At 37.7% G+C, this 20,139-nt stretch carries 15 protein-coding genes and 1 pseudogene; 13 read left to right on the top strand and 3 right to left on the bottom strand.

The genetic code is table 11. The features are described from left to right. The first annotated feature begins 2 nt into the window (after positions 1–2). A complete protein-coding gene (fni, locus tag RQ907_RS01940; RefSeq protein ID WP_311491724.1) occupies positions 3–1,016 on the top strand; it encodes a type 2 isopentenyl-diphosphate Delta-isomerase in 1,014 nt (337 codons plus the stop codon). A gap of 45 nt (positions 1,017–1,061) precedes the next feature. On the opposite strand, the gene mgtA is transcribed toward fni, so the two are convergent. Further along, positions 1,062–3,587 (bottom strand): magnesium-translocating P-type ATPase, encoded by a 2,526-nt coding sequence (gene mgtA / locus RQ907_RS01935; RefSeq protein WP_311491723.1) that lies wholly within the window; start codon positions 3,585–3,587, stop codon positions 1,062–1,064. 144 nt (positions 3,588–3,731) lie between these two features. Between mgtA and RQ907_RS01930 the strand changes: the two genes are divergently transcribed. Further along, positions 3,732–6,824 carry an SHIRT domain-containing protein gene (locus RQ907_RS01930; protein ID WP_311491722.1) on the top strand — a complete coding sequence of 1,031 codons (3,093 nt, stop codon included), beginning with the start codon at positions 3,732–3,734 and terminating at the stop codon, positions 6,822–6,824. 198 nt (positions 6,825–7,022) lie between these two features. On the opposite strand, the gene msrB is transcribed toward RQ907_RS01930, so the two are convergent. Then, entirely contained in the window at positions 7,023–7,460 is a 438-nt protein-coding gene (gene msrB, locus RQ907_RS01925; RefSeq protein ID WP_311491721.1) for a peptide-methionine (R)-S-oxide reductase MsrB, read from the bottom strand. Between the two features lie 107 nt (positions 7,461–7,567). On the opposite strand from msrB, the gene RQ907_RS01920 reads away from it, so the two are divergent. The 4 genes and pseudogenes from RQ907_RS01920 to RQ907_RS01905 all read left to right on the top strand — a co-directional run bounded on the left by RQ907_RS01920 (position 7,568) and on the right by RQ907_RS01905 (position 12,570). Further along, complete coding sequence (locus RQ907_RS01920) at positions 7,568–8,788, top strand: pyridoxal phosphate-dependent aminotransferase (protein ID WP_311491720.1); 1,221 nt, start codon at positions 7,568–7,570, stop codon at positions 8,786–8,788. A 125-nt stretch (positions 8,789–8,913) separates the two neighbouring features. Then, entirely contained in the window at positions 8,914–9,198 is a 285-nt protein-coding gene (groES, locus tag RQ907_RS01915; RefSeq protein ID WP_311491719.1) for a co-chaperone GroES, read from the top strand. Between the two features lie 10 nt (positions 9,199–9,208). Next, positions 9,209–10,825, top strand: a pseudogene (gene groL, locus RQ907_RS01910) (chaperonin GroEL). A 272-nt stretch (positions 10,826–11,097) separates the two neighbouring features. Further along, positions 11,098–12,570 (top strand): hypothetical protein, encoded by a 1,473-nt coding sequence (locus RQ907_RS01905; protein WP_311491718.1) that lies wholly within the window; start codon positions 11,098–11,100, stop codon positions 12,568–12,570. A gap of 359 nt (positions 12,571–12,929) precedes the next feature. Here the strand turns inward: RQ907_RS01905 and RQ907_RS01900 are convergent, their stop codons facing one another. Further along, entirely contained in the window at positions 12,930–13,850 is a 921-nt protein-coding gene (locus RQ907_RS01900) for a lactate/malate family dehydrogenase (protein WP_311491717.1), read from the bottom strand. A gap of 148 nt (positions 13,851–13,998) precedes the next feature. Between RQ907_RS01900 and RQ907_RS01895 the strand changes: the two genes are divergently transcribed. The 7 genes from RQ907_RS01895 to RQ907_RS01865 form a co-directional block, all read left to right on the top strand. Then, a complete protein-coding gene (locus RQ907_RS01895; RefSeq protein ID WP_311491716.1) occupies positions 13,999–14,376 on the top strand; it encodes a GntR family transcriptional regulator in 378 nt (125 codons plus the stop codon). Beyond that, complete coding sequence (locus RQ907_RS01890; protein ID WP_311491715.1) at positions 14,369–15,463, top strand: DUF5808 domain-containing protein; 1,095 nt, start codon at positions 14,369–14,371, stop codon at positions 15,461–15,463. The genes RQ907_RS01895 and RQ907_RS01890 overlap by 8 nt, the downstream gene beginning before the upstream one ends. A 147-nt stretch (positions 15,464–15,610) precedes the next feature. Beyond that, a complete protein-coding gene (locus RQ907_RS01885) occupies positions 15,611–16,765 on the top strand; it encodes an NADP-dependent malic enzyme (protein WP_311491714.1) in 1,155 nt (384 codons plus the stop codon). Between the two features lie 222 nt (positions 16,766–16,987). After that, the gene (locus tag RQ907_RS01880) at positions 16,988–17,830 is read left to right on the top strand and encodes a Cof-type HAD-IIB family hydrolase (RefSeq protein WP_311491713.1); all 843 of its coding nucleotides are present in this window, start codon (positions 16,988–16,990) and stop codon (positions 17,828–17,830) included. Next, positions 17,823–18,614 (top strand): MBL fold metallo-hydrolase, encoded by a 792-nt coding sequence (locus RQ907_RS01875; RefSeq protein WP_311491712.1) that lies wholly within the window; start codon positions 17,823–17,825, stop codon positions 18,612–18,614. The genes RQ907_RS01880 and RQ907_RS01875 overlap by 8 nt, the downstream gene beginning before the upstream one ends. Then, positions 18,611–19,423 carry an ATP-binding protein gene (locus tag RQ907_RS01870; RefSeq protein ID WP_311491711.1) on the top strand — a complete coding sequence of 271 codons (813 nt, stop codon included), beginning with the start codon at positions 18,611–18,613 and terminating at the stop codon, positions 19,421–19,423. Before RQ907_RS01875 ends, RQ907_RS01870 begins: the two co-directional genes overlap by 4 nt. Then, on the top strand, positions 19,420–20,139 hold a 720-nt coding region (locus tag RQ907_RS01865), incomplete at its 3' end, for an undecaprenyl-diphosphate phosphatase (protein WP_311491710.1). The genes RQ907_RS01870 and RQ907_RS01865, both read left to right, overlap by 4 nt.

The following is a 20,139-nucleotide window of genomic DNA, read 5'->3' as shown; positions in this document are numbered from 1 at the left end:
ATATGATAAGTAGAAGACGTGAAAGAAAAGATGAGCATATTGAAAATTATTTAAAAACTTCTGGCTACAATAACCCACTTTTTGAGGATATTTACCTAGACCACAATAGTTTATCGGATGTAAATTTCGATGAAATTGATACTTCAATCGAATTTTTGGGTAGGAAGATTTCCATGCCTATTATGATAAATGCTATGACAGGCGGGGGAGAGTCAAGTGCTGATATAAACGAGGACCTATCTTCAATTTGCAAGAGCCTAAATATACCTATGGCTGTTGGTAGCCAAGCAATCGGTTTGGAAGATAAGGAAGCCGAGGAAAGTTTTTCCCTAATTAGGGAAAAGGACTTGATTAGGGTAGGAAATCTTGGCGCTGAAAGAAGTCTTGAAGATTTCAAAAATGCAGCTGGTATGATTGACGCCCACGCTATCCAAGTCCACCTAAATGTTGCCCAAGAGCTTTTTATGCCAGAAGGGGATAAGAATTTTAAGGGCTATTACGATAATATAAAAAATTTAGTTGATAACTTAGATTTGCCTTTAATTGTAAAAGAAACTGGCAATGGCCTATCAAAGGCAACTTGCCAAAAGCTCATAGAAGCAGGGGTTAAATACCTAGATGTTTCTGGCAAGGGTTGTACAAACTTCATCGAAATCGAAGATATGAGAGATTTTGAGTCGGATTATAAAGAATTCTATGAGTGGGGAGTGCCAACAGCCAAGGCTATCATAGATGCTAGGAGCCTTTCAGATGATATTTTTATAATAGGATCTGGAGGAATAAAGACAGCTGTGGATGTGGCTAAGGCTTTGATAATTGGAGCAGATATGACTGCAATCAGTGGCGAGGCCCTAAGGTACTTGCTCTTAGGTAGTTACGAGGCTTGCTATGATTTTCTAAAGGAAATGAATAGGCGACTTAAAATAGTTATGGCTCTCTTGGGAGTTAAGAATATTGAAGAATTAAAAAAAGTAGATTACAAAATATGTGGCAGGCTTAAAGAGCTTGTTGATTAGAAAAAAACGACAGGATTTGAGAAATCAAAATCCTGTCGTTTTTGGTTATTTTCTAGAAAATGAATTGGTTTGGTAGAATTTTTTCTTTAGGATTTCTGCTGTTATAGCATAGGCTAAAGATATACCAAACATTGCAATCAAAGCCTTTATTGGCAAGGATTTAAGTCCTAAATAGGTGTTTAGAGGACTATAGATGATTGCTAGAAGGATGAGACTTATAAATATTATCGCAAGGATTAGTTTTTTGCTTGGCCTACTTTTTAGAACTGGCCTTGCTGACCTTACAATGAGCATGACAACCATGGCAGAAATGACTGACTCTAGCATCCAACCTGTTTGGAAAAGACTTTCGTCAGCTTTGAAAATTGCTAGCAAAACGAAAAACGTTAGGTAGTCAAAAACTGAGGATGTGATTCCAAAAATTATCATAAACTTTTTGATAAAGGTCATATCCCACTTCACTGGCTTTTCTAGCCAAGCGCTATCAACAGAGTCTGATGCAATTTGCAAGGATGGGAAGTCTGTAAAAAGGTTGGTTAGTAGGATTTGCTTAGGCAAGAGGGGCAAAAATTTTAAAAATAGGCTCGCTCCTGCCATTGAAAACATATTGCCAAAATTTGCACTGGTGGCTATGAAAATATATTTTAGAGTGTTGATAAAAGTCCTCCTGCCTTCTTTTATACCAGATAGCAAGACATTTAGGTTGTTTTGTAAAAGTACTATTGATGCGGCATCTTTGGCTGTATCCGCAGATGTATTTACGGATATTCCTACATCGGCTTGTTTGATTGCTGGCGCATCATTAATCCCATCTCCCATGTAACCAACAATTTCGCCTGCTTCCTTGTAGGCCATGATGATTTTTTCCTTTTGGTTTGGACTTATTTCTGCAAAAATATCCACATCTTGGACTTTTTTATTAAGTTGGCTTAGGGAATAATCTTTTATATCCTCACCCAATAAGATTTTTCTAGGGTCAAGGCCTATTTGGCTGCCGATATTTTTGGCGATTTCCTTATTATCCCCGGTTATCATTTTTAGGGCAACACCCAGCCTATCCATTTCACAAATCACGTCTTTAACGTCATCTTTGAGGGGATCTATAAAGAGGAGTAGGCCCTTAAAAACCATATCAAAAGCCTTTTCTTCCTTGATATTTTCCCCATCGGCTAAGATTTTTGATGCGAGAGCCAAAACCCTGTAGCCTTGGGCAGAATATTTGTTAAAAAGATCGGTTGCTTGATTTTTTATCTCATCAACAGGCCCCTTGCTTCCATCAGCTTTTTCGCAAGTCTTACAGACTGCCAAAATATTTTCAAAAGCTCCCTTGGTAATCATGATATTTTTCTTTTCTAAATCGTAGCTAAGTCCCACAGATAATATTTTGTTTTCAAAGGAATAAGGTATCTCAAAAAGTTTCTTGTAAGGCGAAAAGTCAGTGGTATTGCCATCTAGAATTGCTTCGTCTATTGGGTTTTTGTAGCCTTCTTGAAAATACGAATTAAGGCTGGCAAGTTTTATCAAATCCTTATCTGAATCTCCCATGTAATTTACAGCGTAATCGAGTTTGACCTTGCCCTTGGTTATGGTGCCTGTCTTATCCGAACACATAACAGTCATGGACCCAAAATTTTCTATGGAATTTAGCTTTTTAACTATAACTCCCTCATCGGACATTCTCTTTGCGCCCTTGGATAAGTTTACACTTATGATTGCAGGTAGCATTTGTGGAGTAAGGCCCACAGAAAGTGCCAAGGCAAACATAAAGGATTCCAAAAATGACTTGTTCAAGATTATATTAAATAAAAATATTAGGCAAATCAAGAGGATTGTAACGTGGAGGATTAGGTTTCCAAAGTCTTTGATTCCTCTTTCAAAATCAGTATCGGAATCTTTTTGGCTTAGGGATGCGCTAATCTTTCCGAATTCTGAATTTCTTGCCAAATTTACGATGACAGCAAGGCCTGACCCACTGATGACATGGGTACCCATCCAAAGGGAATTTTCCCTGTGGGAAAGGCTGGTAGTGGCATCTAGAATTTTTAGGCTTTTTTCAACAGGGAAAGTTTCTCCAGTCAAACTGGATTCGTCTGTTTGAAGCGAATTAACATCAATAAGCAGGCAGTCAGCAGGAATCATATCTCCGGTTGTGACCTTGATAATATCGCCTAGGGTCAAATCCGTATTGTCTATTTCTTGGAATTTCCCATCCCTTAAGACTGTTGAGGTCACACTTACGCTAGATAAGAGCTTTTTTACTGCGTCCTGGGCGTGGCTCTCATTCAAGTAGCTTAGGAAGGATGAAATCATGATGATTATTAAAATAATAAAGCCATCCGAATAATCCTTGGTAAAAATAGATAAAATCGCTGCAAATATAAGGATTAGGGTGATAGGACTTTTAAATTGGGATAAAAAAACCAAAAATTTTGAAGTGGACTTTTCTTCCTTAAGTGTATTTTTACCGAACTTTTCAATCCTATCTCTTGCTTCATCGCTTGTCAAACCGTTTTCACTTGTATTTAATTTTTTTAGGACATCTTCTTTTTCATAAGACCAAAAATCTTTCATAATAGCCTCCAATATATAGAAACTATATCTTTCTAGACCTAATTTTCAATAAATGGCTACGTTTTTAATACAAGCCCTATAAATATTTTACAAACAAGTTCATTTTATTGTAATATATAGGTAGGAATGATTTATGGGGGAATTATGAAAAGAGAAAAAATTTTATCATTGATGGTAGCTGCCATCCTAAGTTTTGGCCAAGTTATGCCGGTAGTTGGTGAAATAAGGCCAGCCTACGCTTCAAGTGAAGAAAAAACTAGGGAAAAATTAGATAAAAAGTTAAGTTTCAAGCTTACACAAGATAGAGGTAAATTTGATTACTATGATTCTACATCTAAAGATATTAAATGGACACTTGAGATTAAAAATGAAGCTAAAGCTGATAATCCCAATGATGTGATTTACCTAGGGGAGATATCCAATGAAGATATGTTGAAAAATTCCTCTGTTGTAAATTCGAAAAATACTCGCATAAGATATGTAGAGTATGATTCGAACAAGCTTAAAAATTATCGCTGTACTGTAAGTTATAAAGATAGACATTATAAGACAATAAGTAAAAAAATAGGTACGGATGTTAATAGTTTCGGCATATTCACTACTGAACAAATAGGCTTAAAATTAACATTTGATAAGGGTATCCCTCTTGCTCCTCAAGAGACTTTTAAAATAACTTTTACTACTGAGGTTTACACTAATGATTATGATTATCCTTATGATAAAAGTAAATGGCTAAGGGCTAGAGAAATTGGACCTGATGACAAGGTAAGCCTTTTAAATACCAAACACAATATTTGTCTTAAGGGACAATTTTATTTAGATCCTGATAAGAAAAAACCGATTAATACCGAAGATTTAGTGGATAAGGCGAGTTTCAATGACGAAGCCTACGGAAGTTATTTTATAGATTGCAAGAATGCTGATTTAAATTTCGGCGAAAATGGCAAGGTTTTACGACAAATAAACAAAAGGGATACAGAAAATTTTGAAAATTTGACTGATAACAGCCAAGTGGCAATGGGTGATACACTTAGGTTTATCAGTCAAATTAAAATTAAAAACTTACCAGAAGATTATAAGAAATTATTGAAAAGATCAAGGCTAAGCCAATATCTCATAAAGCCACGTTTTTTGGTTGGCGTTGGCAAGGATGACGATACACTTGATATGAAATTTTATATCAGAACTAAGGAAAATAAGCTTATAGAATTAACCAGTGAAAAAGAAGGGGATTATTACAAAATAGCCCTTGACAATGATAGGCTTCCATCTTTTATGGATGAATTTGATTTCGTTTATGATGTGAAATTCAAGGACAAAAATCATTCGAAAAAATTTAAAAAAGATGTAAAACTTCTTTATGATAATGAAGGTGAAGTTAAAATAAACTCTCCTAGCCTAACTTACGAGGCTATTTACAAGGATTCAGAGAAAAAATACCAGCTTAGCCTTGATTATAGGAGAAATGGAGAAAATATAGACCAGGATGTCTTAGAAGACCAAAAACCAACCGAACCAACAAAGCCAGAGGCAGAGGGCTATAGCTTTGAAGGTTGGTATCTTGATCAAGATTACAAGACACCATTTGATTTTGATAGGCCTATGGTAGAAGATACTAAAATATACGCTAAGTGGGCAAAACTTTTTGGAGTTTCATACGACTTTGTAAGCGGTACCCCAGACCAAGCCCTACCTGAATCTGTAAAAGAAATTTTGGCTAAAATGCAACCAGTTAAGGCTAAGGAAGGTGAAGAAGTACAAGCTCCAACAAATAAGTTTGAAGAAATTAAAAGTGAAACTGGAACTTGGACCTTTAAGGGTTGGGATAAAAATGAATTAAAAGTATCAAATAATGATGAGAAATTCACTGGAACTTGGGTCTTTACCAAAAAAGAAGAAAACCATGACCAAAAAACAGAAGATGAAGAAGGCAAGGGTGGTGAGAACCCAACAACTCCACAAAAACCAGGAGAAGGCAAAGGAGAAACAAATCCGGAAAATCCAGACCAACCACAAAACCCAGAAGAAGGTAAGGGTGGTAAAACTCCAGACCAACCACAAAAACCAGAAAAAGGCGAAGGAGAAACACATCCCGAAAACCCAAATCAACCACAAAAACCAAAAGATGGTGAAGGTGGCAAAACTCCAGACCAACCACAAGAGCTAGGAAAAGGTAAGGGAGAAACAAATCCGGAAAATCCAAACCAACCACAAAATCCAAAAGATAGTGAAGGTGGCGAAACTCCAGACCATCCAGAGAATCCAGGAAAAGGTGAAGGCGAGGATAAACCAGTAAACCCTCAAAATCCAAAAGAGGGCGAAGAAGAAATTGACCCAAAAAATCCAGATCTTCCAAAATTACCAGAAGAAGGCAAGGATACCGATAAACCAGCAAAACCTGAAGAAGAAAAAAAACCAGAAGAAAATCAAGACCAAAAAAATAATCAACCTAACACTAGCAAGCCTTCCCCAAGCCTAGAAAACAAAGGCTCTAGGACTAGTCTTGCTAAAATCGATGAGTCAAGCCAACTTGACATAGATAGGATTAACTCATTGATAAAACACTTTGACACAAAGAGTCCTGAAGAAACCGAAAAAGAGCCAACAACAAAGGTAATTAGGGTAAATACAGATATCTATAGTCCAATTCCAAAGGGCTATAAGAGAATTTATTTCAACCCAGGCAAGGATGGCTATTTGAAATACAATCCAACTTTCGATTTTGGTCAAGTAATTGCATTTGATATCAAACAGACCTTGACATTTGGCCAAGCTAAGGCCCAGGAAAAGGGACTTGTAATTCCAACTGTAATTCCTAGGGACAAGTCTTTGAAGTTTGTTGGTTGGTATCCAAGACTCCAAGCAGATGAAGATTTTGTAGAGGGCATAAATTACCAGGCTATCTATGAAAAAATCGATGATAAGACACCGTTAGAAACAAAGCAAGCACAGGAAAAGTCAAAACCTAAGCAGACTAAGGAAAAAATAGTGGCATTAAAGGCCAGTAAATCATTGAAAAATCATGATGAGCCAAAGAAGGCCAAAGCAACTGGGAAAAAGCTTAAAGAAAATAAGGTAGAGACTTACGAAAACCAAGCTAAGCCTAGGAAAAACCAGGCTTGGACAAAGAAAAAGGTCAGCCCAAAGACAGGTGTGACCGGAACTAAGCTTGTTGGGGCAATTTTAGGAATTTCTATCTTAGGACTATTCTTAAGTAGAAAATCTAAGAAAAAATAAGTTGATAACTTAAATGCAAGTTGGCAAAAATTTTGAATTTTAAGGGGCTGTTGCAGAATGAATAAATCGTCCCGATATCATCATAGGAACCTCTCGTGAAGTTTCGCCTCCATGAGCCGGCGGGCTAAACATGAAACTTTGAGAGAGAACCCTATGATGATGGGACGATAATTATTCACAATTTGCAACAGCCCCTTTCTATTGGAATATCTTTAAGTATTCGCCGTAGCCCTCTTCAACAAGCTTATCCTTTGGCACAAAACGAAGGGCTGCCCCATTTATACAGTACCTTAGCCCTGTTGCTTCCTTAGGGCCATCTGGGAAAACGTGGCCTAGGTGGCTGTCAGCCTCCTTGCTCCTAACTTCAATTCTTTTTCTCATAAGCCTAAAATCGTCCTTTTGGGTAAGTTCGGTCCCCTCAATAGGTTTGGTAAAGGAAGGCCAACCACAACCGGCATTGAACTTATCTTTTGAAGAAAAAAGTGGCTCGCCAGAAACTATGTCAACATAAATCCCATCCTCATAAAAATTGTCATATTCTGATGAAAACGGCATTTCTGTCCCACTTTCCTGGGTCACTTCGTATTGGATATCGGTTAAGGTTTTTTTCAAATCATCTTTATTGTATTTAGTCATAATATTCTCCTTTTATTTTTAATTCATACCCAAAATACTTATTAAATTCAAAGGCAAGTCAAAAAAATTTGGTATAATAATAAAAAACCCTAGTAAAGGAGAAAAACATGACAATGACAATTCAAAAAAGCGGAAAGACTGGCCCAGACCTCGCTTTTTCAATAAACGCCAAGGTAAAGGCTGCCCAAGCCAAGTTTGGCAAGGAAAATGTAATAAATGCTGTCCTAGGAACCTTAGCTGATGATGAGGGAAATATAATAGCCCTTGATTCCTTTTATAAAAGGCTTGAGACCATGGATAGGAGCCTAATCGCATCCTATGCCCCAATCGAGGGTGAAAAAGCCTTCAGGGAAACTGTTATAAACCTTCTTTTTGAAGATTTTAGGCCTGATGCCTATATAGAGGCTGTTTCTACACCAGGTGGGACAGGAGCTATCAGAAATGGGATTTTTTCCTATGCTGACATTGGCGATCCAGTTATTTGCCACGATTATTTTTGGCAACCTTACCAGAAGATGTGCAGGGAATTTGATAGAGACTTTAGGACCTACAATTTCTTTACCAAAGATTTTAAATTTGACCTTAAAGCCTACAAAGCCTGCCAAGATGAGGCCCTAAAAGGCCACGACAGAATGGTTTCTATAATTAATTCCCCAGGCAACAACCCAACTGGCTATTCTCTTTCAGATGAAGAATGGGATGAAGTTTTAGAAATTTCCAAAGAAGCTGTAGAAAAAGGCAAGAAAGTAACCCTAATCATAGATGTGGCCTACATAGAATTTGCGGGAGATGGAGATCAGAAAAAATTCTTCAAGAAGTTTTCAAATCTTCCTGAAAATCTCATGGTTTTAGTTGCCTTTTCCATGTCCAAGGCCTACACAGCCTACGGTCTAAGGAGTGGGGCTGTGATTGGAATTTCAAGCTCAAAGGAAGTTATTGAAGAATTTAAGGATGCCATGGCGACCTCTGCTAGGTGCAATTGGTCAAATGGAGTCCACGCTCCACAATTTATCCTAGTTGACCTTGCCAAAGACGAAAACAAGGGTGAATACGACAAGGAACTCGCATCCCTAAAGGCTATGCTAAAGAAAAGGGCAGATGTCTTTGTAAGCGAAGCTTCTAAGCACAAATTAGAAATAATCCCATATTTTGGCGGGTTTTTCGCCTTTGTAACAACTCCTAGGGCCTTTGAAATCACAGAAAATTTAGAAAAAGAAAATATCTTTACCATCCCATCTGCTAAGGGAATCAGGATTGCCCTTTGCGCTACAAACAAGGAAGATGTGGTGAAATTAGTGGAAAGGCTTGCCTTTTACATGGATAAATAAATTCTTATTTTAGATTACTCTTGAAATAAAAAAACATCTTAGTATATTATAACTAGGAGTTAGCACTCGATACAAATGACTGCTAATAAAACCCAAAGCTATATTTTTCAATAGGAGGAAATAATATGAATTTAAAACCAATCGGAGATAGGATTGTAATAAAAAAAGCCGAAGCAGAAAAAACTACAGCATCTGGGATTGTTCTTCCACAAAGTGCTCAAGAAAAACCACAATATGCAGAAGTAGTTGCTATAAGCGCTGATATAGAAAATGACGAAAAGAAAAAAGACAACCTAAAAGTTGGCGATAAGGTTATTTATTCCCAATATGCTGGCACAGATGTAAAACTAGATGATACTGAATTTATCGTAGTTAAATACAACGACATTTTGGCAGTAGTTGAAGGTTAAGGAGGAAAAAATGGCAAAAGATATTAAATTCGGTACAGACGCTAGAGAAGGTCTCGAAAGAGGTATAGATAAACTTGCAAATGCAGTAAGGGTTACCCTTGGACCAAAGGGTAGAAACGTAGTTTTAGACAAGACTTACGGTGCTCCAACCATCACAAACGATGGTGTAACAATTGCAAATGACATAGAATTAGAAGATAGGTTTGAAAATATGGGTGCTCAACTTGTAAAAGAAGTGGCAACCAAAACAAACGACGTAGCAGGTGATGGTACAACAACAGCTACAGTCCTTGCTTATTCAGTAATCAAAGAAGGCCTTAAAAACCTTGCAGCAGGTGCAAACCCAATTGTCTTAAACAAGTAACTTAAGAAAGCAACAGACCTTGTAGTTGACTACATCAAGGAAAACTCAAAAGAAGTTGAAGATAAACAAGCTATAGAAAACGTAGGTTCAATTTCTTCCCAAGACCACGCCATCGGTAAGCTAATCGCCGACGCTATGGAAAAGGTTGGAAATGACGGAGTTATAACAGTAGAAGAATCAAAAACAACTGGCACCTACCTCGACCTTGTAGAAGGTATGCAATTTGACAGGGGCTACCTATCACCATACATGGCAACAGACAACGAAAAGATGATAGCAGAACTTGCAGACCCATACATTCTTTTGACAGACAAGAAAATTTCAAACATCCAAGAAGTTCTTCCACTCCTAGAACAAATCGTTCAAGAATCAAGACCTCTTCTGATCATAGCAGATGATGTAGACGGCGAAGCACTCACAACTCTTATCCTAAACAAATTAAGAGGAACATTCAACGTAGTAGCAGTAAAAGCACCAGGCTATGGTGACAGAAGAAAGGCCATGCTTGAAGATATAGCCATCCTAACGGGTGCAAAGGTAATAAGCGAAGACCTTGGAATGGACCTAAAAGAAGCAACGGTTGATATGTTAGGATCTGCTAAGAAAGTAAAAGTAGACAAAGACAATACAACAATTGTAGAAGGCAAAGGCGACAAAAATGCCCTAGCAGAAAGAGTAGAAAACATCAGAAACCAAGTAGCCAAAGAAGAAAGTGAATACGAAAAAGAAAAACTTCAAGAAAGACTAGCCAAGCTTGCAGGTGGTGTTGCAGTAATCAACGTAGGTGCAGCCACAGAAACAGAAATGCAAGAGAAAAAATACAGAATTGAAGATGCCCTATCAGCAACCAGAGCTGCTGTAGAAGAAGGAATCGTAGCAGGTGGTGGAGTAGTCCTAATAGGCGCAATAGACAAGGTAGAAGAGCTAAGAGAAAGCCTAGTAGGCGATGAAAAAACAGGCGCCCTAATCATAGAAAAGGCCCTAGAAGCTCCACTAAGACAAATAGTAGAAAACGCAGGCCTTGACGGATCTGTAATAGTAGAAAAAGTTAAAAACTCAGGCAAGGAAGAAGGCTACGATGCCTACGAAAACAAATTCGTAAACATGTTCGAAGCAGGAATCGTAGAACCAACCAAGGTAACAAGATCTGCCCTACAAAACGCAGTAAGCGTAGCAGGCATGATACTCACAACAGAAGCCGCAGTAGCAGACATCCCAAAAGCAGAGCCACAAATGCCAGCTCCACAAATGCCTATGTATTAAAAGCTAGCCACCGCGGCTGAAGGAGCGGCCTCCACGGAGTGGCTCGCAGCGAAGCGAGAGAGAAAACCGCCTCGTTGAGGACCCTCCATGGAATGGTCGAGCGAAGCGAGAAGACATTGAAGTAATTAAGAAGAAACCAGGAGATTTCCTGGTTTTTCTTTACATAAAATTCTAAAATGTTATAATTAAACCAACAAATTTAAGGAAGTTTTAAGGTGAATTTCTTTGTTTAGTTTGATAGAAAGTTAAAATTTTAATAAAAAGGAAGGCTTATGTTTAATACTTACACATGGAACTTATACTTGGATGCTGGAGGCAAAAAACTTGTAGAATTTTTTGAAGAAAATTATTCCAAAAACCTGTCACCTACCTATGTAGAAAAAATTTCTAAGCTTCACAGGTCATTTTGCCCTAGTAAAAAGATTAATGACTTATTAAAAGAAGAATTAGATGATTTCGTGGAGTTTTTAAGTCGAAATTATTACTTTTTTGAATATGGTAGGTACACCATAGAGTCTGGACTAAAATATTTTCATAAATTTTTATATGCAGATAATAATATAAATGAAAAATTAGCTTTTGATGATTTTTCTAGTTACCTATCATATTATACAACCTTGCTATCCTATGAGCTTCCAGATTTATTTATTCCCTACTATTTTAAATGTAATTTTAATATATTAGAGAAAATTTTCGCAGAATTTGATATAAGTTTGCCAGAGATTCCAAATAAAAGTGACTATAAGGGTAGGTTTTTTTATTATGGAGAGATTTGTAAATCTTTGCTAGAATTCAAGCAAGAAAATGACTTAACTAGCTATGAATTAATTGCATTTTTATATGATTTTGCACCCAAGTATGTAGGTGGGATTGATTCCTATATTATAAAAGATTTGCCAAATCCTAGTGCTGCCTACCTTATAGGTGCAGGCAAAGATGATATATTTTTATCAAATGACATGGATAATATCACTCCATGGCAATGCAGTCCTGATATTAAAGTGGGTGATAAGGTGCTTATGTATGTGAAATATCCAATTTCAGCCATTGATTCAATTTGGACTAGTGTATCAATTGGTTTTATTGATCCATTTTTTTATTATTACAGGTGTACTTATATTTCTAATGCAGAAAAGATTGAAAAACTTACATTGAACGAATTAAAAGAAGATGAGGTTTTTAAAAATCTTCCAATTGTTAGAAAAAATATGCAAGGTTTAAATGGAGTCGAGCTGTTGCCATCTGCGTATAATCACTTGCTTGAAATTAAAAATTTAGATTTTCCACGTTTGGAGTATTTTTCTATGAATGATAGTCAGGATTTTCAAAGTGAGAAGGATGTTGAGAATAAACTTATCAAACCATTTTTAGCGAGGCTTGGCTATAGTGAAACTGATTATGTTCAGCAATTATATATAAAAGTTGGCAACAATAATCACTTGCTTATACCAGATTTTGTAATTAATCCAAAAACAAAGTCTGCAAGTGAATCATGCGATTTTATAATCGAAGCGAAGTTTTCTATAAACTCAATGAAAGAACTTGAAAAAGCAAGAATCCAGGTAAGAAGTTATGCCAAAATTCTAGACGCAAAGTATGTCCTTATAGCTTCAAAGGAGTCTATATGGGTATTTGGTTCAAGTGATGATTATAAAAAAGATTTTATTTCTTTTACTTGGGAAGTCTTAGAAAATGAGGATGATTTCTACCAAATATATAAATATATAGGAAAGTATTGGATTTAAAATATAACTGGCAATTTATTATGTTCTAAAAATAAAAGAGTATAATGTCTATGTTATCATCGCTCTCATTAGCATGAGGGGAGGTGAGTTCATGCGAGAATTGATTAACTTCATAGTTGCTGTTTTAGCACAAGTAGCTGGTAACTTATTGTGCAAGTGGCTAGAAACTAGCCCGTCGGCTCGAGGAGACCCTCCACGGAGTGGTCAAGCGAAGCTTGATAAATAAAGATGATAACTAGTACAAAAAAACGGACGAGTGTGTGGCTCGTCCGTTTTTTGGTAAATCCATGTTTAATTGATTAACTTCATGGTATTATTAATATACCCACTTTCTGTGGATTTTCAACATTATCACATTCCTACTTATATTTTTCCCTATTAGCCTTCAAAACTTTTTCGGAATGTTTTAGTCTTTCTAGTTCTTCGTCTGTTAATTTTAGTTCGATGGCTTTTTCCATGCCATTTTTGCCTAGGACGCATGGGGTGGATAGGTAGATGTCGTTTAGGTTGTACATGCCTTCCATGAGGGTGGCTACGAGTATTACTTTTTTCCTATCGTTGACTATGGCGTCTATCATCGAACATACTGTATTTCCTATACCGCATTGGGTGTGACCCTTGCCGTCTATTACCCTCCAAGCCCTTTCTCTTACTAGGTTTTCAACGTCATCTCTTGAAAAGCTTTTTGGATTTTGTTTTAAATATTCGTCAAATTGAAGGTTGTTGACAAAGATATTTGACCAGGCAACAAATTGGCTTTCGCCGTGTTCACCAAGTACAACTCCCCTTACGTCTGATGGGTCGATTTCTAAAAGTTTGCATAAGGTGGTGTTTAGCCTTGTTGTATCAAGGGCTGTACCAGATCCTATGACTCTTTCTTTTGGAAAACCACTTGCCCTGTAGACTAAATCTGCCATTAAATCGCAAGGATTGCCCACAACTATAAATATTCCATCAAAACCTGCTGCCACAATTTCTTTAACATAGGCTTCTGTAGCGTCTTTGAACATCTCGTATTCTTCGAGCCTGTCACGGATACCGTCAAGGCTGCCTGTGGCTGTTACGATTATGTCCCTGTCTGCCATGTCCTTGTAAGACCCCCAGCTCATTTTTACATAGTGTGGATAAAAGCTTGACGCATCTTCTATATCCATGGCCTGGGCCTTGGCCTTTTCTTCGATTATATCATTGTATTTTATGTCAGAAGCTATGCCCATTCTTGCAGCTGTATAGCCAACTGCAAAACCAACAGCTCCTGCACCGATTATTCCTAATTTCATATTTTTACCTCGACAATATTATAACCTAGAATTGAAAAAATCCCAACAGTTAACTAGCTAATCTAAATAAGAAAAATATGCAAGCTCGCCTTTACAAATTGCTAGGGTTGTTATATAATATGTATAACAGATAGGACAAGGAGGTAAAATGTTTTTAGAAATTAATTTTAAGTCTGACTTGCAAATCTATGAGCAAATCAGAAGGGGGATTATTATTGGCCTTGCTAAAGGAGATATAAAACCTGGCGACAAACTCCCTTCCGTAAGGGAAATGGCGGAAAATATCGGCATCAACCTCCACACGGTAAACAAGGCCTACAAGCTTTTGGAGGCCGACGGGCTTATCATTATGGACCGAAGGTTTGGTAGCCTAATTAGTGAAGAAAAAAATCCTATGAAAGATTTTGACAGTGAGAAAATGGCATCAGAGCTTGATCTTTTAATTGCTATTGCCAGGCTAAAGGGCCTTAGCGAGGAAGAATTTATATCTAATATTAATAAAAAATGGGAGAATAAAAATGACTGAAGCAAGATTTATAGCAATAAATTATACATTTGTCCTTGTAATGGTTGGCATAATCCAAGTCTTTGTTCAGACTTTTTCTAAAAAAGGCTACACACTTGGAGTTTCGGTCCCAAAAGATGCAAGAGAGACAGAAACAATGAAGCAAATTCTAATAGATTATAAGATAATGGCTCTAACAATGACCATTTTCCTAGGTCTTGGCCAGTATTTTGCCTCCTACCTTACAGAGTCAGTTGGCATAATTACACTCATCTTTTTTATAAGTATTGCCCTTTTGTCCTTACCTCTAATAATTTACAATAAAAATCTCAAAAATATGACGCAGGGGCTTAGCCAAGATAAGAGGAAAATCGTAGTAATCGATACTAATGAAGGCAAGGCAGACTTAAGGAAAATAATGGCCATATTCTACGGAGCATCCCTTTTACTAATAATAGGAGTAAGCCTATTTTTGTTTATAAATTACGACAAAATTGGCGATAAAATCATTATGCAGACTGACTTTGAGGGCAAGGTCACAAGGATGAGTGATAAAACCTACCTCAATGTTTTTTATCCAGGCCTAATAAGTCTAGCAAGCCTCCTTATGTTTTATTTTATAAACATCATGGTTATCAAAGTTAGACCAAGGATTTCAAAGGAAAATCCAGAAAAATCTTTGGAAAATAATAGAAAAGCCAAGAAAGCCTGGACTTATTACTTGGGTCTAAATGCCTTTGTCATGACCTTACTTTTTGAAATCGGAGTTAATTACCTAGCCCTAAAAAATACTAGCATTCCTTTGTATATTTTAACTGGTCTTACAATTTTATTGTCAATCGGAGGTGTGATTTACCTTGGAATCAAGGTAGGAACTGACGGTTCAAGACTTGATAAGATGGAAGATTTTTCCTTTGAAGAAGATGACAAGTATTGGATTTTGGGAGCTGGTTTTTATAACAACCCCGATGACCCAGCCCTTTTTGTGCCGAAAAGAGTGGGAGTTGGCTATACTATAAATATAGGAAGGACAGCAGGTAAGGTGATTATGATTCTCACAGCCCTAATAATTATATTTTCAATAGTGTCTATGTTTATCTTCAAATAAATTTTCAAATGAAATTTCCTCCTTGCGATAAAAAGCAGGGAGGATTTTTTATGTAATATTTCATCTTGTTAAATAATTGGTATAAAATTTCACAAATTTATGTTATAATTAGACTATGAAAAGGATTTTATAAAGAGAGGAATATTTATGGACGTTTACCAAATAGCACTTAAAAAACACGAACAATGGCAGGGCAAGGTCGCCACAGAAGTTAAGGCAAAAGTTTTAAATGCAGAAGACTTGACCTATGCCTACACACCAGGAGTAGCCGAACCTTGTAGGAAAATCCACGAAGACGAGAGCAAGGCCTATGTCTACACCTCAAAGGCAAACACAATTGCAGTTATCTCCGACGGTTCAGCTGTTCTTGGCCTTGGCAATATTGGACCAAAGGCTGGCCTGCCAGTTATGGAAGGTAAGGCTGTACTTTTTAAGGAATTTGGAGATGTAAATGCAGTGCCAATCGTCCTTGATACCCAAGATGCTGACGAGATTATTGAAACGGTCAAAAATATTGCTCCAGGCTTTGGTGGGATCAATCTCGAAGACATTTCATCCCCTAGGTGCGTTTATATAGAAAATAAACTCAAGGAAATCCTTGATATTCCAGTCTTCCACGACGACCAACATGGAACAGCCATTGTAACTGTGGCAGCTCTTATAAATGCCCTAAAGATTGTAGGCAAAAAAGCAAGTGAAATCAAAGTCCTCATCTCAGGTGCTGGTGCGGCAGGCTATTCTATCACCAAACTTCTTTTAGATTTGGGAGTTAAAAACATAATCGCCTGCGATTCAAAAGGTACAATCAACAAGACCCACCTAGAAGGCTCAAACCCAGTTAAGGCTGAGCTTGCAAAGATAACTAACAAAGAAAATATGGTAGGCAGTCTCAAAGAAGCTATCAAGGGTTGTGATGTTTTTATTGGAGTTTCTGCCCCAGGTGTAATTGACCAAGCTGACGTTAAAAACATGGCGGCTGACCCAATTGTCTTTGCCATGGCAAACCCGGTGCCAGAAATAGATCCAGCCCTAGCTAAGGAAGCCGGCGCTAAGGTTGTTGCCACAGGTAGGTCAGATTTTCCTAACCAAATCAACAACGTCCTAGCCTTCCCAGGTATCTTTAGGGGTGCTCTTGATGCCCACGCAAAAGAAATCACAGATGCCATGAAACTTGCTGCAGCCAAAGCTCTTGCAGGCCTTGTAAGTGATGAAAAACTACAAGCTGACTATGTAATTCCAGGTGCTTTCGAAAAAGGTGTGGCAGATGTAGTTGCCAATGCTGTAAAGGCTGAAATAAAATAGACAAAACTTTTAAAGCAAGAAGGGAAATATTCGGTTGAAATTTCCTGACACCTTTCGTACCCCCCCGCGCGCCCTTTCGACGACCGGAGGGAGGAGAAATCTTATAAAGCCGAGACTGTGTAAAATATCAATGTTCAAATATCAGACCACCCCAAGAGGGTGGTTTTTTATGTCCCTTTTTAAATTGAATCCGAGCCTTAAGACTAGTAAAATAATAGGAGTTTGAGAGAAGAAAAGAAAGTGAAAATGATGAAAAAAGATATAAAGCTAATTGCATTTGATATAGACGGTACCCTTATAACAGGGGACTTAAAAGTACTTGAAGAAACTAAAGAAATAATTAAAAATTTAAAGGAAAAGGGCCTAAAAATTGTTCTTTGCACAGGTAGGACCTTTAATGGTTTTTACTGGATAAGGGAAGAGCTTGGCCTAATGGACTTTGACGATTATTCAATCACCTGTACAGGTGCCTTCATTAGGCAAAACGCCACAGGCAAGGCCCTAATAAAAAAGACCTTGACTGCAGAAGAAGCCGAAGAAATTTCTTCAAAGCTTGATGATGATAGGATTGACGTGACCATTCACACCCGAGATATCCTCTACAACAAGGCAAAACATCCCAACAAACATTTCCTAAGTGATCAGAAAAAGGTGAGGATGCCTTGGCTAAGGTATGAAAATACTAAAGATATCCAACTTGGCTTGGCTAGAGTTTGCTTTGAAGGTGATATCAAAGTCCTAGATGCCTTTGAAGATAGGCACAAGGATGATTTTAAAAAATATTTTAAATACATGAGAAATGACAGAAATATCATAGAAGTCCTAAACAAAGATGCTGGCAAGTCTGAAGCCTTAAAAGACCTTGCTAAAATGCTTGATATAGAGATGGACGAGATTATGTATTTTGGTGATGGTGCCAATGACGTGAAGTCCCTAGAGGCTGTGGGTGTTGGAGTTGCCATGGGAAACGGTCGAGAAATAACCAAAAAAGCAGCGGATTTTGTAATTGGAACCAACGATACACCTGCCATTGCAGAATTTTTGAAAGACTACTTAAATGACTAAGTTTGTAGTTTTATCATCAGGTTCTTCTGGAAATTCTGTTTTTATCGACCATGACGGAACAAAAATCTTGGTGGATGCTGGTTTTTCTGGCAGGCAAATCGAAAGACTCCTCGAAAGCGTGGGAGAATCTGCAAGTAAGCTTGACGGGATATTTTTAACCCACGAACACGCTGACCACGCCAAGGGGGCAGCTGTTCTTGCCAAGAGGTTTAAAATTCCTCTTTATGCCAACAGGGGCACTTGGAAGGCCATTCTCCCAAAGACCAAGAATTTCAAAGAAGAACTCATAGGAGAATTTAAGTCCAACGAGTTTTTAAATTTCAAATCCATGGATATTTATCCGATTTCGACCTACCATGATGCTAATGAGCCGGTAGGTTTTGTGCTTTATCTGGCAAACAAAAAAATCACCCTCCTCACAGATACAGGTGTGATTGACGATAAGATTGCCTACCAAATCAAGGGCTCTGATATTTATTACCTAGAAGCCAACCACGATCTCGAGGCCCTAAAAATTGGCCCTTATCCCTACAACTTGAAACTCAGGGTCATGGGCAAGATGGGCCATTTATCAAATGACCAAGCAGCAGAAATCTTAGGCGATGCCCTAGAAGGCAAGGGTGAATCGGTTTTCCTATCCCACCTTTCAACCACAAACAACACCGAAGAATTATCGAAAATCACAGTTGAAACCTACCTAAAAAGTCTGGGACTTGATACAGATAAGGACATCAAACTAGAAGTATCCAAGAGATACGAACCATCAAGGAAAGTAATACTATGACAGATATAAAAGAAATTGAAAAATCGCTCATAAAAAAATATAGGAAAGAACTTTGGTCACCCTTTATCAAGGCTGTCAAGGAATTTAATTTAATTGAAGAAGGCGATAGGGTAGGTGTTGCCATATCTGGTGGCAAGGATTCCCTAGTTTTAGCCAAACTTATAGAAGAACTCCACAAACATTCGAAGGTCAAATTTGAAGTTGAATACTTATGCATGAATCCAGGCTATGATGAGGAAAATTTAGATCTACTAAAGAAAAACCTGGCCTATCTCGGGATCCCTGCCAAAATCTACGACTCAAAAGTTTTTGATATTTCAGAGACCTTGGCAGACGGGGGCAACCCTTGCTATCTTTGTGCGAGGATGAGGAGAGGCTTTCTCTATGCCAAGGCAAAAGAGCTTGGTTGCAACAAATTAGCCTTAGGCCACCACTTAAATGATGTAATCGAAACCATCATGATTAACGTCCTCTATGCAGGCAATTACAAGACTATGAAGCCAAAGCTTACCGCCCAAAACTTTGAAGATATGCTCCTAATCAGGCCCCTTTATTACCTGAGAGAAGAAGACATCATCAGGTGGAGGGACTTTGCCGAACTTAAGGCTCTGGATTGTGCCTGCACAGTTACCAAATCGAGTGAATCCCACACCAGGAAAAAAGTCAAAGAGCTAATAGCAGATATAAAAAAAGATAATCCAAATGTTGAAATGTCAATTCTAAGAAGTTCAGAAAATGTCAACTGTGACATGGTCCTAGCCTACCTTGTAAAAGGTGAAAAACACACATTTATGGAGGAATTTGAATGATAATCGATTTTATAAAAGTCCTAATCCTATCTCTTGTAGAAGGAGTCACAGAATTTTTGCCTGTCTCATCCACAGGCCACCTAATCCTTGTAAACCAATTTGTAAAACTCGAACCAGAAGGATTTTCCAATGCCTTTAACGTAATTATCCAGCTTGGAGCCATCCTATCTGTCCTTGTCCTTTACTTTGAAAAATTAAACCCATGGACTAAAGCTAAAATTAGGCTTCCAAAAAACTACGAAGACTTAAATCGCCAATCAAAAGCGTATTTTATCCTAAGCCACCCAGACAAAAAAACTATAAACTTGTGGTTTAAGGTCATAGTCGGAGTCCTACCAGCTATGGTCCTTGGACTTCTATTTGACGATTTGATTGACCAATATCTTTTCAATCCAATGACAGTAGCAGCCATGCTCCTCCTTTGGGGTCTAATTATAATTTTCATTGAAAAGAGAAATAAAAATATCAAATACGAATCCTTGGAAGATGTCCCATACACAACAATATTATTGATAGGATTTTTCCAATGCCTAGCCATGGTCCCAGGCACATCAAGATCTGCCGCCACAATCATAGGAGCCATGATTTTGGGCCTATCTAGATCAGCCGCAGCAGAATTTTCCTTCTTCCTAGCCATCCCAACCATGCTCGGAGCAACCTTACTAAAATTAGTAAAAAACCTAGGAGGTTTTTCAGGAAACCAATGGTGCCTAATC

Source organism: uncultured Anaerococcus sp. (genome assembly GCF_963510575.1).
GTDB lineage: Bacteria > Bacillota > Clostridia > Tissierellales > Peptoniphilaceae > Anaerococcus.
The sequence above is the reverse complement of the archived record's forward strand: the minus strand, read 5'-3'. Positions and strand labels throughout refer to the sequence as shown.

Coding starts and splice junctions, on each gene's coding strand:
- fni (WP_311491724.1), top strand. CDS start 3: ATGATAAGTAGAAGACGTGAAAGAAAAGATGAGCATATTGAAAATTAT.
- mgtA (WP_311491723.1), bottom strand. CDS start 3,587: ATGAAAGATTTTTGGTCTTATGAAAAAGAAGATGTCCTAAAAAAATTA.
- RQ907_RS01930 (WP_311491722.1), top strand. CDS start 3,732: ATGAAAAGAGAAAAAATTTTATCATTGATGGTAGCTGCCATCCTAAGT.
- msrB (WP_311491721.1), bottom strand. CDS start 7,460: ATGACTAAATACAATAAAGATGATTTGAAAAAAACCTTAACCGATATC.
- RQ907_RS01920 (WP_311491720.1), top strand. CDS start 7,568: ATGACAATGACAATTCAAAAAAGCGGAAAGACTGGCCCAGACCTCGCT.
- groES (WP_311491719.1), top strand. CDS start 8,914: ATGAATTTAAAACCAATCGGAGATAGGATTGTAATAAAAAAAGCCGAA.
- RQ907_RS01905 (WP_311491718.1), top strand. CDS start 11,098: ATGTTTAATACTTACACATGGAACTTATACTTGGATGCTGGAGGCAAA.
- RQ907_RS01900 (WP_311491717.1), bottom strand. CDS start 13,850: ATGAAATTAGGAATAATCGGTGCAGGAGCTGTTGGTTTTGCAGTTGGC.
- RQ907_RS01895 (WP_311491716.1), top strand. CDS start 13,999: ATGTTTTTAGAAATTAATTTTAAGTCTGACTTGCAAATCTATGAGCAA.
- RQ907_RS01890 (WP_311491715.1), top strand. CDS start 14,369: ATGACTGAAGCAAGATTTATAGCAATAAATTATACATTTGTCCTTGTA.
- RQ907_RS01885 (WP_311491714.1), top strand. CDS start 15,611: ATGGACGTTTACCAAATAGCACTTAAAAAACACGAACAATGGCAGGGC.
- RQ907_RS01875 (WP_311491712.1), top strand. CDS start 17,823: ATGACTAAGTTTGTAGTTTTATCATCAGGTTCTTCTGGAAATTCTGTT.
- RQ907_RS01870 (WP_311491711.1), top strand. CDS start 18,611: ATGACAGATATAAAAGAAATTGAAAAATCGCTCATAAAAAAATATAGG.